16 protein-coding genes and 2 pseudogenes are annotated in these 14,331 nt (G+C 63.2%); 11 read left to right on the top strand and 7 right to left on the bottom strand.

Annotated elements, in window-relative coordinates; genetic code table 11:
• Positions 1-7: 7 nt before the first annotated feature.
• The 3 genes from TVD_RS08270 to TVD_RS14755 all read right to left on the bottom strand — a co-directional run bounded on the left by TVD_RS08270 (position 8) and on the right by TVD_RS14755 (position 1,967).
• The gene (locus tag TVD_RS08270; RefSeq protein ID WP_047251336.1) at positions 8-736 is read right to left on the bottom strand and encodes a DUF3320 domain-containing protein; all 729 of its coding nucleotides are present in this window, start codon (positions 734-736) and stop codon (positions 8-10) included.
• The gene (locus tag TVD_RS08265) at positions 733-1,728 is read right to left on the bottom strand and encodes a hypothetical protein (RefSeq protein ID WP_047251335.1); all 996 of its coding nucleotides are present in this window, start codon (positions 1,726-1,728) and stop codon (positions 733-735) included. The genes TVD_RS08270 and TVD_RS08265 overlap by 4 nt, the downstream gene beginning before the upstream one ends.
• A gap of 77 nt (positions 1,729-1,805) precedes the next feature.
• Entirely contained in the window at positions 1,806-1,967 is a 162-nt protein-coding gene (locus TVD_RS14755; RefSeq protein WP_205622105.1) for a hypothetical protein, read from the bottom strand.
• 323 nt (positions 1,968-2,290) lie between these two features.
• On the opposite strand from TVD_RS14755, the gene TVD_RS08260 reads away from it, so the two are divergent.
• From TVD_RS08260 to TVD_RS08250, 3 genes and pseudogenes are all read left to right on the top strand, one after another.
• Positions 2,291-3,262 carry an ADP-ribosylglycohydrolase family protein gene (locus TVD_RS08260; RefSeq protein WP_205622072.1) on the top strand — a complete coding sequence of 324 codons (972 nt, stop codon included), beginning with the start codon at positions 2,291-2,293 and terminating at the stop codon, positions 3,260-3,262.
• A pseudogene (locus TVD_RS08255) lies at positions 3,263-3,860 on the top strand (cyclin-dependent kinase inhibitor 3 family protein).
• The gene (locus tag TVD_RS08250; protein WP_047251333.1) at positions 3,857-4,252 is read left to right on the top strand and encodes a hypothetical protein; all 396 of its coding nucleotides are present in this window, start codon (positions 3,857-3,859) and stop codon (positions 4,250-4,252) included. Before TVD_RS08255 ends, TVD_RS08250 begins: the two are co-directional and overlap by 4 nt.
• 15 nt (positions 4,253-4,267) lie before the next feature.
• On the opposite strand, the gene TVD_RS08245 is transcribed toward TVD_RS08250, so the two are convergent.
• Complete coding sequence (locus TVD_RS08245) at positions 4,268-4,504, bottom strand: type II toxin-antitoxin system HicB family antitoxin (RefSeq protein ID WP_047251332.1); 237 nt, start codon at positions 4,502-4,504, stop codon at positions 4,268-4,270.
• A 198-nt stretch (positions 4,505-4,702) separates the two neighbouring features.
• Between TVD_RS08245 and TVD_RS14920 the strand changes: the two are divergent.
• From TVD_RS14920 to TVD_RS14595, 4 genes and pseudogenes are all read left to right on the top strand, one after another.
• Positions 4,703-4,987, top strand: a pseudogene (locus TVD_RS14920) (hypothetical protein).
• Between the two features lie 308 nt (positions 4,988-5,295).
• Entirely contained in the window at positions 5,296-5,775 is a 480-nt protein-coding gene (locus TVD_RS08240) for a hypothetical protein (RefSeq protein WP_240472257.1), read from the top strand.
• Positions 5,776-5,905: 130 nt separating this feature from the next.
• On the top strand, positions 5,906-6,532 hold the full coding sequence (locus TVD_RS08235; protein WP_047251330.1) for an outer membrane protein: 627 nt from the start codon (positions 5,906-5,908) through the stop codon (positions 6,530-6,532).
• Positions 6,533-6,962: 430 nt separating this feature from the next.
• Positions 6,963-7,289, top strand: a complete 327-nt coding sequence (locus TVD_RS14595) for a hypothetical protein (protein WP_156167532.1) — start codon at positions 6,963-6,965, stop codon at positions 7,287-7,289.
• 144 nt (positions 7,290-7,433) lie between these two features.
• On the opposite strand, the gene TVD_RS08230 is transcribed toward TVD_RS14595, so the two are convergent.
• The 3 genes from TVD_RS08230 to TVD_RS08220 all read right to left on the bottom strand — a co-directional run bounded on the left by TVD_RS08230 (position 7,434) and on the right by TVD_RS08220 (position 10,928).
• On the bottom strand, positions 7,434-8,411 hold the full coding sequence (locus TVD_RS08230; RefSeq protein WP_047251329.1) for a GGDEF domain-containing protein: 978 nt from the start codon (positions 8,409-8,411) through the stop codon (positions 7,434-7,436).
• Positions 8,412-8,464: 53 nt separating this feature from the next.
• Positions 8,465-10,273, bottom strand: a complete 1,809-nt coding sequence (locus tag TVD_RS08225; protein WP_047251945.1) for an AAA family ATPase — start codon at positions 10,271-10,273, stop codon at positions 8,465-8,467.
• Positions 10,274-10,739: 466 nt separating this feature from the next.
• Entirely contained in the window at positions 10,740-10,928 is a 189-nt protein-coding gene (locus tag TVD_RS08220) for a hypothetical protein (RefSeq protein WP_012982523.1), read from the bottom strand.
• 186 nt (positions 10,929-11,114) lie between these two features.
• Here TVD_RS08220 and TVD_RS08215 point away from each other — a divergent pair, with 186 nt between their 5' ends.
• From TVD_RS08215 to TVD_RS14230, 4 genes are all read left to right on the top strand, one after another.
• Positions 11,115-12,146 carry a helix-turn-helix transcriptional regulator gene (locus tag TVD_RS08215; protein WP_047251328.1) on the top strand — a complete coding sequence of 344 codons (1,032 nt, stop codon included), beginning with the start codon at positions 11,115-11,117 and terminating at the stop codon, positions 12,144-12,146.
• On the top strand, positions 12,143-12,751 hold the full coding sequence (locus TVD_RS15055; RefSeq protein WP_047251327.1) for a hypothetical protein: 609 nt from the start codon (positions 12,143-12,145) through the stop codon (positions 12,749-12,751). Before TVD_RS08215 ends, TVD_RS15055 begins: the two co-directional genes overlap by 4 nt.
• A gap of 20 nt (positions 12,752-12,771) precedes the next feature.
• The gene (locus TVD_RS08205; RefSeq protein ID WP_047251326.1) at positions 12,772-13,473 is read left to right on the top strand and encodes a YajG family lipoprotein; all 702 of its coding nucleotides are present in this window, start codon (positions 12,772-12,774) and stop codon (positions 13,471-13,473) included.
• 183 nt (positions 13,474-13,656) lie between these two features.
• Positions 13,657-14,319: a DUF4124 domain-containing protein gene (locus TVD_RS14230; protein ID WP_082119105.1), complete on the top strand. Its 663-nt coding sequence runs from the start codon at positions 13,657-13,659 to the stop codon at positions 14,317-14,319.
• Positions 14,320-14,331 lie beyond the last annotated feature (12 nt).

The following is a 14,331-nucleotide window of genomic DNA, read 5'->3' as shown; positions in this document are numbered from 1 at the left end:
GCATTGATCAGGCGCTCGGTCGAGGCCGCTCAAAGGATTTTCGGCCGGGCTCCAACCCCTCTTTTCCCCGAACCAGCAATCCTTCCTTTAGCGCCTGGTCCAGCGGCGTCTGCAAGCGCTCCCGTGCGTTCTCGGTCAGACGGATGAAGCCCATGCGGTAAAGGGCGTCGTTCAGGGCTGTATCGACCGCGAGCGAGCCGGCCTCCACCACCGTGCGTACGAGTGAGAGCATCAGCTCGGCGTCGTGGACGTGATCGAGCTGGCGCAGGTTGTCCGGCAAGCCGCTCCAGTCCCGAAGACACGGAACCAGAAACTGCTCCGGGCGGCCGCTGAAGTCTCCATCAAGCCGGATCTGTCCGGTGGCCCCCAATGTTGCACGCCGTTCATGGATACGCGCCTGGATCCGCGAGCCGGCCCGACTGAACCCCGCAGCATCGAGTAATCGCTGAGTCAGCACTCGAAGGTGGACGGGGCCTTCGGTATCCACTACCCGCATGATCGCTTCGTCCAGATCGGATTCCGGGATGTCGTGGAAGTGGTCGTGTCCGTCGAGGCCCAGAGAACGGGAATCCGTTTCCGGATAAGCAGGGTCATCGAAGGTCACCACAAAACCGCAGGTCTGTTCACGGCAGTACGCGCGCCACGCCGCGCAGGCCTCCCGCGGGTCAGGATTCCGGATCAGGGTCTGATGGATCTGCACCAGGGCATCGAGGGAGCCGGGGCGGGGATCGCTCATGCCTCCCCCTCGAACACCAGCTCCACGCCCATCGCTTCGGCCGTGAGATCGATCATCGTTTCCTGCAGCAGCGTTTTTGGGCCATCCAGCAGACAGGCATCATCCAGGGCGAGCAGGGTCTCGGCGACCCGGTAGGGGGCGTTGTCCCGCGCATAGGCGCCCGCGATCGACACCAGCACCCCGAAGACTGGCTCGATGTCGTCGGGTGGCAACGGTCCCAGCCAGGTGTCCCACTGACGCCCGGCCTCGGCGATGTCCTCAAGAAGGGCCGCCTCGGCCACCGATGTACTGGAGTTATCGGCACCAGGTTGGGGCGGATGGGTGGAACCGCGCCCCAGTACCAGCAACGCGAAGGCGAGGGCGGCGAGCTGATCCCGCGAAGGCCAGTCGGCGATCGACACGGCTTGTTCGTCGAGGACGCGTTGCCCGAGCGGCTTTACATCAGCCAGAGCCACGTCGGGCCGGGCGGCTTCCTCCTCGGCCAGGCGGCGCCGCGCGACGGCGGCCGTTCCCAGGCGGTGAAGGCCGCCCAACAGACCGGTAACCATCCGTAGCAGGGCACCCACGAACCAGGAGGCAGCCGCGAATAGCCCATACAGCCCCTGGATGGCCGCGGCATTGTGCCCGCGCAATTGAATCCCCGCGATCTTCGCCGAGGAGCGCCCCGGCCGGATCCAGTTGAACGACCCGATCGGCGTCTTGGTGGAGACCGTGACGCCGGATTTGGAGAGGTTGAACTTCGCCGCATCCGAGCCGTAGCGCCCGCGCAGGATGAAACGCCCATTCTGCAAAGCGACCTGGGTGTTCTTCGCCAGGCGGGTCGAGACGCGAACGCCGTGGCGGGTGTTCCCGGTGAGATTCACGCCGGCCGCTCGGGTCTGCGCCCGGAGCGAGAGCCCGCCGGTCCGGCTGGCGCGGAGATACTTTCCGCTGTGCTCGATGCGCTTCTGGCGCCCGTCGCGGTCCTTTTCTCCAACCTTGAGCATCGTCACGGTCGGTTCCCGTCAGCTCGGGGTCGGGCAACCATCCAGGCTTGCATGCCTCAAGCGCTCAGCCTTGCATTCGGATTTCACTCGCCGTCCTTCTTTTCGCCTGCGTCTTGGTTCGGTTCATACAGCACATCGAACCCGACGCCCATCTGGCCGTCGCTGCGCCGCTGCATATTCTCCAGGCGCTGTTGGCGTTCCTGCTCTTCCAGCTCCTTGTCCCGCTCCTGCTCTTCATCGTCCATGTTGCGCTCCATGCCTTGATTCGTGGCGGTGGCGTTTCGTATTTGTTTGGGGGCGTTCTTCACCCCATGGCATGCATGCTAACGGCCGGTCGTTGGATGTGGCGATTGGGGGCGCCTTTGACCTTGAGGGTCATGGGACGCCGGATTGCGCCGCAGTGATGACCGGTGGCCGGACCACGATACTGACATGGTCGAGTGCACGGTGACGCGTCAGGGGATGACGCCTGCGTGTGCTATCAACAAAGCGAAGACGCCGTTGACCGGCCGCAATCACGCGCGTGTATCGTCCGGGTTCCATCAAACCAGCAAGAAGAAGGCGGGGCATGCCGACACTCGAAGACCGTTACCGGGGCGCTATGCTGGGACTGGCATGCGGCGACGCACTCGGTACCACCCTGGAGTTCCAGCGTCCCGGCCGTTTCACACCCATTACCGATATGGTCGGAGGTGGACCGTTTGGTCTGCAGCCGGGGCAATGGACGGACGATACCTCGATGGCGATCTGCCTGGCCGAGAGCCTGGTCCACTGCCACGGGTTCGATGCACACGACCAGATGGATCGGTACGTGCGGTGGTGGCGGGAGGGGTACGCGAGCAGTACGGGACGGTGTTTCGATATCGGGAACACGGTGCGCGCGGCACTCCATCGCTATGAGGATTCCGGCGACCCCATGAGCGGCTCGGAAGACCCACAAACCGCCGGCAATGGATCTTTGATGCGGCTGGTGCCGATCCCCCTGTCCTATCGGCGCACACCGGTTCAGGCACACGTTGCGGCGCAGGCGAGTTCGGGAACGACGCATGGTGCACGTGAGTGCCTGGATGCCTGTCGTTTGTGCACGGCCTATACGTTGGCCGCTCTCGAGGGCTGGGGCCGGGAAGAGATCCTGGAACGTCCCTGGCGCGGGCTGCCGGGCTTCGAGGCGCAGGACGCGCTGGCGCCTCGGGTCGAGGCGATTGCGCAGGGGTCATTCCGGCAGAACGATCCGCCCCGCATCCGCGGCACGGGCTATGTGGCCGATAGTCTTGAGGCCGCACTATGGGCCTTTTCCCGAAGCCGCGATTTCCGGGAAGGGGCCCTGATGGCGGCCAACCTGGGCGATGACGCCGACACCACCGCCGCGATCTTCGGCCAGTTGGCCGGGGTCTTCTACGGGGAGGCGGGCATCCCCGAGGAATGGCGCGCCCGGCTCAGCCAGCACGATCGTCTGGCCGAACTCGGAGATGCATTGTTACAGCTCGCGGATGTGGCCCCTGCGGGGGTGAGCGATGCCCGATCTACGGAGGGCATCTGAATGACCCCCAAACGGACCAGTGCTAGCCATCCGCTGCAAATAGCCGAGATCCCGCTCGCGGAGGGTGGCGTCATCGGCGTGACCTTCTGCCCCGGCAAGCAACAAATGCAGGCGATGACCGGCCCCTGGGCCCGGGATCTTCAGGCCGATGTGACGCGGATAAAGACCTGGGGTGCGGCCGCCGTGGTGACCCTCACCACAATCGACGAATTGGTCGAGTTGAGTGTTCCGGGATTGGGCGATTGCGTCAGTGACGCCGGGCTGACCTGGTACCACCTTCCCATCCCCGACATGGCGGCATCCCGATGCGCGGTGGGATGATCGGTGGCAGGCCCTGGCGCCGGAAATCCACCGCTCGCTGTATGTGGGTGGGCGCGTGGTGGTGCATTGCAAAGGCGGTCTGGGCCGAGCCGGCACCTTGGCGACCCGGCTCCTGATTGATCGGGGCATGCCCCCAGTGGCTGCCATCGAAAAGGTGCGCCAGGCCCGACCCGGTGCCATCGAGTCCCATGCGCAGGAGCGCTATCTTGAGCGGGTAGCGGTGGGGCAGTACGCGAGCAGGATCGACGAGACACTCCCAGGGGAGCTTGGTGGATGAGCCGTGCGTGGGTGGTTTGGCTCGGGTGTGCACTGTGGGTGGCCAGCTCACCCGCACCCGCCGACGGCTACTTCAAGTGCGAAACGCCGCAGGGGGTCGAGTACGCCGATGCCCCCTGTGCCGGTGACGCCCAGCGCCGCGACTTTCCGAACCACGACGAGCAAGAACAAAGGCGTGCCGAGCAGCAGCGCTTTGCCGCCTGCTTTCGTCCCTCCCGATCCTTTGAGCCTGGCGACAAGGCGTCGGACCTCGCCGAACTTTGTGGTACGCCACGCAGGGTGCGGCGGCTGGCGACCGTTCGCGGTGCCGAAGAGCGATGGGAGTATCGGCAGGGACAGGGCGCGGCGTTCGTATGGGTCGAGGACGGTATCATCACGGCCATCCGCGACTAGGCCGGGTTTGGACAATCAATCCGCCTTCACGCGGATCAGCACTTCGCCCGGTTCCGGGCGCGAAGCCGAGGGCAGCGGGCGCCCATCAAGCCGATAGCCCTCCAGAGCGACCATCAGCGCATCGGCCATCTCGGTCTTGGCTTCATCACGTTCAGCGCCGTCGGTGAGCGCCTCCGGTACGTCACGGCAGGTGGCGAGGTACCGTCCAGCGGCGTCGCGCTCGATGCGGACAGGGTAATGCTGTGCGTTCATGGCGATGCTCCTGGTCTTGCGTCAACCGTCGATAAGGCGGTCTTTCCAGTGACCCACGAGGCCGATTTTGAAGGGCGGTCGCGGGACCGGGGAATGAATTCCGTTCCACCCGATACGACACGATACAAAACCTGGGCGACAGAAAACGACGCACTGGGGTGAGATGCTGGGAACGCATTCAGCCGGAGCACGAGGCCAATGAAGGGGAAGCGCCTAGCCCGGGGTATTGCCCCGCTTGTGCTGGCCTTGCTTGCAGGCTGCACGACTCCGACGCTCCCCTCGGGGAATAGCCACCACGTGGGCTAGCCCCTGATCCGCGACGCGGATGGCCGGATCACGGGATACGTCGACGAGAAGCGGTTCGGGCCGACATACATTCGTGCCCCGGACGGGCGGATCCTGGGGACGGTAGAAGAGGGACCGGGCTCGGCACTGACTTATGTTCGCGGAACGGATGGTCGAATCCTGCGCCAGATCGACTGATTAGGGTGGGCAGGTGGCAAATGCCTGAACCCACGAACGGTCCCTGATTCGGCAGTGGGGCGGGGTAGCGCCCCCATGTACGCGGCCGCCTGTGAACCAAGCAGTGGGTTCTCGCATGGCTTCCGGGTGGTTGGAATGGATTCAAGGGGGATGAAGTGGAAGATTTCGAGAGCCGCGTTGTAGAGCATGGCGATGGCGGTTGGACACTATGGGTCCAGCAACCGGGAAGCGGCCCACTCGCTGTTCTTGAGAGCCATCCCGGTACCTCGGCAAACGGGCGAGGTTTAGCGCGATGTGGACCCGCCGCCTTGAGTCTCCGCCTGGAGGACGACCGTGACGGTCTTGGTGGGTCCATTGCCGAGGTCCATGTTGGCGGGCATGAGCCACGCGCCAAGCGCATTCGGTTCCCGCGCGCCCATTCCTCGGAGGTCGCCGGATTTTTCCAGCGCGCGCTCTCTCCGGGGATGATGGGTATCGATGCGGCCGATGTGTTCTCGGTGCTGCCGGCGTCTCGTGGGGTGGGTGTACTGGCCGAGTATCCGGCCCCCAGAGCACAACGCGATATGGAGGACGTCGAAAGGTATCTCGCCACACAGATGAGCCGGTGTGGTCCGGTGTCCTCGGCTCTGGTGGTGCTTCCGGTCGATGCCACCATGACGCCGGCAACGGTGGATAGGGTTGCGCAATCCGTAACCCGAAACCTTTCCGAAGGATCCGACCTGGTTCTGGCCGCACCGCTGTCGATAACAGGTGGAGAACCGATGACGATTTGTCTCTTTGGGGAATAGCGGCATTCGCGTGCGGTTCGTAGTCCGATGTCAGGGCTCTATTTCCAGGCGTCAGGGATGGTCGCCTTTCTCCTTCAGTCTCTGAATCCCGCCCGCATACGGGTGATTCATCCAGACTAAGGAGATCGACATGCAGAAACGGATCATCACGACCGCCGGCCTCATCGCCATTCTGGGGCTCGGCGCCACGACCGCTCAGGCCTCCGGTTTTGACGGTGGCTACATTGGCGGTCAGGTGGGCGGGGCGTCCTACGACATCGATGCCTCGTTGAGCGGGCTGGGCAGCCTGTCCGGTCTCAGCGGAACCGGGGCCGTCGGAGGCCTGTTTGCGGGGTACGGTGGCGTCTCCAGCGGCGGTGTCTACGGTGGCGTGGAGATCGACGCCCAGATCGAGGATGCGGATGCTACGGTGTCGATCGACGGCGAAGGCACTGCGGGTGTCGAGGCCCGTCACAGCTACGGAGTCACCGGACGTATAGGCGGGCTGGTGAGCGACAACGTGCTCGTCTACGGGCTTTTGGGTTACCAGCAAACGGAAGTCCGCAGCAGCGTGCGCGGTCCGGGCTTCGTGAACGGCTCTGATACCGACCGCATCAACGGTCCGAGGATTGGGGCGGGCGTGGAAGTGCAGCGCGATACCGGATGGTTCATGCGGGGCGAGGTGTCCTACACCGCCTACAGCAGCGAGTCGTATGGCGACCTGGAGATCGACCCCGGTGCGACCCGAGTGCAGTTCGGGCTTGGCTACCGGTTTTGACGGATCGAATCGCGCCTTCGTGCGCATGTGGGATGACCGTGCCGAGCGGTATCCGATACCGGGAGGTGGCGTCGTTGCCATCTCCCGGTTTTGCGTTGGGGCAGGTCGCCTGTCAGTCTGAACAGGGGGCTGGAGCCTACGCCGGATGAACAGGGAGCCGGAGATGAGTCAGGGCAACGGAATGCGTGCCACGCTACAGCGGCAGTCCCGCCGTTTGAGCGCACCGGAACTGGTCGAACACCTGCAAATGCACGGATTGTCGAACACCTTGTGCCCACCGATTGGGATAGGGAGGCGCTGTCCGGCTTCCGTCCGGCGGGCGCGGATGAGCGTGGAAGAGAGTTCAGAGTGAGATGGTCAGTTTTTGAGTCGGGTGGTAGTGCGGGTGGGCAATGAGAGTTTTGGCGATTTACTTTCAGGGAAAATTTAAATGAAAGAGATCTGGGATGGATCCATGGATACGGTCTACTACACCAGTGATGAAGCAACGTTGCGCGCCCCATGCAAGGTTACGATTGGGCGCGATCAGATTAGCGTCTCATATGATCTTGAAGGGGAGAACTATCAGTATACCGGAACGGCTGATGCTCCTGGTCACTTCATATTGGCTTTGGCGAATAGACCTGAAGAAACTGGAGGAGCAACATTGCACCGATTTCCGAACAGCAAGCTGCTGGAAGGATACTGGGAGGAGGGTGGAGTGAAAGGGTTCTGGCGCATCCGTCTTCACGAAAAATTGGAACCCCTCGGCGGCTAGCCGTTCGTGATCGCATAGCGGGATTGTGAGGTCGTCCGTTCGGAGTTCAGCATCTGAGTGGAACGATACGGAAGGCGGAGGACGAATGAGCAAGCGAGTCCGGGGTGAAAGCCGATATTGAGAAGTCGCATCTGAGAATGGGTTCTACCTGGTCGCCGCTTGATCCACTCGTAGTCGGTTTCGACCTGAACGTTTCGCTGTTGATAATGCGTCGTCGGCCCGAACGAGGAGGTGCTCGAACCCCTCGCCTTCGAGCCGCGTCGCGGCTCCGATCGATACGGTCATCCTGTGCTCGTTGTTCATCCCCGGCACGTCGAGGGTTGGTATTGCCTCGACGATGCGCGCACCGAGCTGTTCAGCGCCCAACTGATCGGTTTCCGGCAGGAGCATCACGAACTCTTCGCCGCCGATGCGCCCCATGAAATCGGTATCGCGCAACAGGCGGGCACAGCACTGTGTGAACTGGCGCAGGGCCTCATCCCCTTGGGCGTGACCGTACTGGGTGTTGATCGTCTTGAAGTGATCGATGTCGAGGACGAGTAGCGAAAGGGGACGGTGGTGGCGGTGAGCACGTTGGATTTCATGCTCGGCCTGCTCGAAGAGGGCCCGCCGGTTGGCGATGCCGGTCAGGGGGTCGGTGTAGGCCGCCTCGCGCCAGTACTGTTCGACTTGTTTGCGGGGCGTGATGTTGACCGCGACCCAGAGGACCACCGGCTTTGAATGATCGTAGCTGGGCAGCGGAAGGGCCCGGCCCTCGAACCACTGCTCGGCCTGGTGGTGATCGTTGTCCCGGACGGACGGAGGAAGCAGCGCCACATCGGCAACGCATAGTTGATACTCCAGCGTTTGCATCTCTCCGGTGTGGAGGGCTTGCTTCACGTGGGTCAAGCATGCCTCGGCGACCGCTGGCGGAAGAGCATCCGCGAGCGTATAGCCTTCCAGAGACTTGCCGCTCGCATACATGGCCTCATTGGCCCCGCCGATGACCTTCACGTACCGCCCTTCCGCGTCCAGCACGAAGGAGATGTCGGGTAAGGCTTTCAGGAGCGTGAGGAGTTGATCCCTTTCCGCCTTCAGGGCGGCAATGGTGGCAGCTTGTGTCGACTCTTGAATGTCATCCATGTGGCGTCCCTTGGCCTCTGCAATCCGTGCTGCTACGTGTTGGCGGTTTTGGGTCAGGCGAAGCCGGCCCGTCGCGCGCCCGCACCGGGCTTGATGCGATGCTCGGCGACCAGGGCGTTGGCAAGTGCCTGCAAGGTGAGGCCCGCGCTTGGCGTGCCCCGGAGCGATTGGCTTCGCACCACCGTCGCGAAGTCGCCAGGAGTGAGCCCGTCGAGCTGGCGTACGATGGCGTGAGCGGTATCGAGCGCGGCACGATCGTCTGCATCGCTCGGCTGGAGTCGCGAGACAAGTTGGTCGAAGAGTTGCGCGCGTTGCTGGTGATCCAGTGGGCGCAATTCCAGCTTGTGGTCGAAGCGGCGCAGGGCGGCCGGGTCCAGGGCTTCGAGGCAGTTGGTGGCGCAGATGAGGATGCCGTCGAATGCCTCGATCTGGACCAGCAGTTCATTGGTTTGCGTCATCTCCCAGGTCTGGCGGGCCCGGGACCGAGCCGTGAGGAAGCTATCCGCCTCGTCGAGTAACAGAACGGCCCCTTCCTTCCGCGTTTCCCGAAAAGCCTGGGCCAGGTTCTTCTCGGTCACCCCCACGTATGGCGAGATCAGTTCCGAGGCGGTGCGCTTGCGCAGCGGACGGTCGGCGTGTTCGGCAAGATGATGAGCCAGCGCTGTCTTGCCGGTGCCGGGTGGGCCATACGCCAGCAGGGTGCCTTGCCCACCAGCGACCAGGTCCTGGATGACGGCCTCGACCGGCGTGTCGGTATTGAGATATTCGAGGCCGTAATCCAGTGCATCCAGCCCACGGGGCGTGATCATTGGTGGGCGCCCCTGAAGTTCTGCTTGCTGGTCAAGGTGATTCGCCATAACCAATTCCGGCGCATCCGGGCCATTACGTAGAAGCCGTGCCACCCGGGCGGCGCGGCTGATCTCGGCGGGGGTCAGGGCGTCTCTCCCGGCCGTGTAATCGAGCCAGCCCTCGGTCACGCCGAGGCCTTCACAGGCACGCGCCAGCAGTGCGCGTCGGACCGAGCGTGGTGGGTGCCCTACCTCGAGCGCGTAGTCGAAACGGCGCAGGTACGCTGGGTCCAGTTGATCCCAATGGTTGGTGATCCAAATCGCCGGAACGGGATTTTCCTCCAGCATCTGGTTGGTCCAGGCCTTCCCGCGGTTTTTCGAGCGATGGTGGCCGCCAAACTGCGCCGCGTCTGAACTGGCGTCGAACACATCCTCGATTTCGTCGAAGACGATCAATGCATCCTTGGTGCGGCGCAGCAGGTATTGGCAGAGCTGGTAGGCGCGTTGCCGACGGTGCGGTTCCATCGGGCTACCGTTGTCATCTTCGTGGTTCACCTCCCGTGCGTGTAGCTCGGCTTCGTAGGCGACGCGGCGCGCGATCTGCGTCTTCCCCGTGCCTGGGGGTCCATACAGCAGGATGTTGACGCCCTGAACGCCATCCCCGGCCGCCTGCAGGAGCAGCGCCTTGACTCGTTCGATATCGGGTTCGAGGTGTGACAGGGCAAGTTGATTCTCCTCGGGAACGGGCGCGTCACGGAAGAACCCCGCGAAGATGCGGTCGGGGGAATTCAGCGTTCCGAGCAGTTGGGAGGCGAGGCTGTCCAGCAAATCGAACCCGAGATCGCGGCTGTTGTACGACGACACCGTGACAAGGCCAGAACGGACCAGGGTTTCGCCGTGCGAGAGGGCGTTCTGGATCTCCCCTGTGGTGCGGTTCAGGGCGAGCGCGACGATTTCTGCCGAGGCCAGGTCGCAGGATTCGCGAACTTCGGATAACAGCTTTTCAAAGCTGTAGTGGGACGCATAGATGGTGAGAAACTCCAGGATTTCGCATTCGGTGTCGTTCAGGCCCAATGGTTCAGCAAGGATCCGGACATTCCGCGCGATCGCGCGGTCCTGGAGCCGCGATTCATCGGCCTCGAATATCTGAAGGCGGTCCTGAACGGCTTGCTCCAAGGCGAGATGGTCATCCTCGTCTTCTTCGTCGAGGTGTATGCCGAGTCCCTTTAGCTCGCCTCTATTTGCCCAGGAAGTCAGATTGTCGCTCGCATCCCGCGGCAGGGCCGTTGCAAGGATTCGCAGGCTCCACAGCGTTCTCATGTTTCGTACGTCGTTCGAGGGGGATGGACGGCTGGATCGCATGCGGTGCCTGCGTAGGCGACGACGAAGGTTCAAGGGCATGGAGCACTCCTGGATCTAGTGAGGCCCCAGCTTCATCCAGGGAGGCGACAGAGTTTGACGCATGACAGATTCGGAAGGACCGTCCTCGTCCCTCTAAAGGGACGGGCCTCGTACTCCTTGGCGAATGCGTGTTGCCCCATCAGTCGCGGATCTCGTAGAGCAGCACGCCTCGAGTATCGCGGACCTGCTTCTGACCCAAGGCGCCTTCGGTGATGTAGCCCTTGCGGTTCCCGTCGGCGTCATAGATGGAGGGCTTCCCGAATCCGGCAGGCACCGTCGCGGCGCACCCTGCCAACAGGCATGCGATTCCGATCACGATCCATCTCATGGCGATCTCCTGATCCGGTGATGATTCGGACAGTCTGGCGCTTTTGTGCGACATGACCTGACGCCCCGATGCGATGTACTGGGAGGAAACGGCACGGCAGGGGTCCGGTTTGCCATGAGGGCGGTGTGGGATAAGGTGGCGGCAAATGCACCGGCATTTAACGGACCGGGCGACAGGAGAGAAGGGATGCCGGAAGGGCAGGGAATGCGCGCCACGCTGCAGCGCCGGATGTTATTGCTGGGGATGATCCCGCGGCAGCCCCGTCGAGTTAGCGCACCGGATCTTGTCGGACGCCTCCAGACACGCGGGCTCTCCACCACGCTGCGTACCATCGAACGGGATCTGGAGGCCCTGTCTGGGTTCCTTCCGCTGGGTCGGGATGAACGGGACCGCCCGTACGGCTGGTACTGGCTGTCCGAGGCGCCGTTGCAGGACGTGCCGGCGATGGATCCGGAAACGGCCCTGACCCTCCAGATCCTGGACGCGCATTCCGCACAACTGCTACCGCCTTCGGCCCGGGCGCGACTCAAGCCGCAGGCTGCCCGCGCGCGGGAAGTCCTGGACTCCACCGGCGAGGCCTCCGGTCTGAGCCTGTGGCCCGAGCGGGTTCGCATCCTTTCCAACGGTCCGCCGCTCACTCCGCCCGAGATGCCGGACGGCGTGTTCCTGGTCCTGCAGCAGGGCCTGCTGGAACGCCGCTGCCTCGATATCACCTACCGTTCCCGTTCGAAGGGGCAGGTGAAGGATCACCGGATCCATCCGCTGGCACTCGTGTTCCGCGAACCGGTTACCTACTTGCTGGCCACGATGGAACCGCATCAGGATGTCGTGCATCTGGCGGCCCACCGTATCGAGGCCGCGGCCCTGACCGATCAGCCCGCCCGCGATCCCGAGGGCGGATTCGACCTCGACCAGATCATCCGCAACGGCGCCTTCGACTATCCCGAGGGTGATGCCATCCCCCTGGAACTCCGGGTAAATGCGGACCTTGCCTACCACCTCCACGAGGCCCGCCTGGCGGAAGACCAGCTCATTGAGCGGGGTCCCGACGGTACCTCGCGTGTGACGGCCACCGTGCGCGACACCGCCCGGCTCAAGTGGTGGCTGCTGGGGCTGGGTGCAGGCGTCGAGGTCGTTGGACCCCCGTCACTGCGCGACGCCGTTGCCCAGGAATTGGAATCCGCCCGTCTGGCCTACCGCACGAAGGATCCCGCATGAGAGCCTTCCGTGCCTTGCGCAACAGCTGGGCGTGCTTGTCCGGTCGCAGGCGCCTGGCAACGCGCGAGGACATTCGGGCATGGACCGTGGGCAATCTGTTGCTGGAGCTTCCGCGGTGCACCCGCCGAGTTCGGCTTCTGTCACCCCAGCAGGGGCAGTCAGGCGTCGGCTGTGAATGGATTGTTTCCGCCCGCGACCTGGAGCACTGGCTGGAAGAACGTGACCCGCCTGTGGTCGCGGCAAGACCGGACGGGCCTCGTCGGGCCTTTCGGTTATGGCTGCAGGCCGCGGACGATCGTGTCGATGCCATCACCGATCTCCCGGACGCGTTTCGGTCCGAACTGCGCGGCCGGTTCACGCAAATGGTTTCGGCGATCGCGGGAGAACTTCGCTGTGTGCGATGCGACGACGTCGTGACGTGCCTGGAAGAGGTGTGCGGCGACAAAACCCAGGACGGAGCCTTCACCGTCTGGACGACGCAGACCCGGTGTGTGCGAGGGCATGACCTGTTCAGCGAGGCGCACGCGACCGAGTTTTATTTCGGGGGACGAGCGAGTCGACACTCGGCCTCGCCATCAAGTCGCAGGCAACAGGCTAGGGCCTGAACCCAAGAGGGGCAGAGATAGTGATCAGCGGAAAACTGGCAGGGGTGATGTTGGGCGGGATGTTGCTGGTCGGGTGCACCACGACGCCTGTCAGCCTGGATCCTGCGCAGGGCAGTGACACGGTTGGCGTCGGTTCGGCGAATGTCGAGATGGGTTCCGTTACGGACAGCCGGCAACACGGCTCGAACTGGCTGGGGGCCATTCGGGGTGGTTTCGGGAATCCATTGCAGACGCTCGAGACCGAGGAGCCGGTATCCGAGGTGGTTCGCGGACAGTTCATCACGGGGCTGGAACAGCGCGGCATGCTGGCGCAGGAAGGAGAGGGGGATTTCATCCTAGAGGTCGATATCGAGCAACTGGATTCGAACCAAGTGATGCGGCGTGAGGCGCATTCGAGGCTTGATGTCACCCTGATCGAACAGGGCTCGCGCACGATCGCCTACGAGAATTCGGTTCGCTCAAGCAATGTCGAGGGCGGTGCCGGGGGCGGCGTCTTCGCATCCATCGAGAAGCTGGAAGAGATCCTGACGCGGACCCTGTGGGAGACCATCGGCGAGGCCCTGGACGACGAGCGTCTGCACCAGGCCATCGCCCACGGCCCCGCCGAGGCTCAGGTATCAAGTGAGTTGGAGGCGGATATCGAGGCGCTCCGACGGCTTCGAGACCGCGGTGTGATTACGGAAGACGAGTACCGCGAGCGCGTACTGCATCTGGTGGACTAATGGGCGGTTGCAAATCGGGTCGGTTTCTCGGATCTGACCGATTTTCTCGTTCCTCTTCGAGAGTATCGAGTCTGCATTTCGTCCGGGGGGTAATGGATGGGTAGGGCGGTGAGCCCGCGCGGCTTCGCCCTCTAGCCAAATATTCCTGGTCCTGTGGCGCGCTGAGCGGATCAAGGTGGTGATATGAAAGGAATTACGAAGCTCGTTCCCGCGGTCATCTTGTTGTTGATGATCGTATCTACGGCCGAAGCGCGCGATGTTTACCGTTGCATCGATGCGGATGGCGGTACAACGTTGTCCGATAGGCCTTGCGCAGGGACGCCTAGCGGGACGCTCCGGCTGAATCCAGATGCAAATGTGCTCGATGGATCCGGTGATCGACGTTTTCGGGCTGAGCGAGAGTCGCGCCAAAGGCTGGAAGAGCGGGAGCGCCAGGCGGTGACTCAGCGCGTCCCAACGGGACCCACGATGGAGCACGAGTGCTCATCAATGGAGATCCATCATTATTCGACGTTTGATCGGGAAACGGTAGTCGGCGGATTCGTGGATGGCACCGTGGATCCCGGCGGTTTCGTTTCCGGAACCGTAAGCGGAGGTCAGGTGAGAAAAAATCGATGTGTGAACGTTCAGTTTCTCATAAAGGGCCACGGTGGCCGGATCAATAACAGCCGGTACATGCGCGAGTTGGCGTCGAATTTCGTCGCGGTTTTTTCGAATGGTGCGAGGCGAGAGGGGGAGCGCGCTCGAGTGACTACGCCGGGCCGCATCCATTTTGGTGAGATCCAATCGGGCAGCGTTTGTTTCGGCGAGAGTGATTTCGAGATTGCTGACCTCGTCTGCAACTGATCCTGTGAGGCA

This window comes from Thioalkalivibrio versutus (genome assembly GCF_001020955.1).
Lineage (GTDB): Bacteria > Pseudomonadota > Gammaproteobacteria > Ectothiorhodospirales > Ectothiorhodospiraceae > Thioalkalivibrio > Thioalkalivibrio versutus.
Note: the sequence above shows the minus strand (reverse complement) of the source record. Positions and strands in the feature narration are given on the sequence as shown.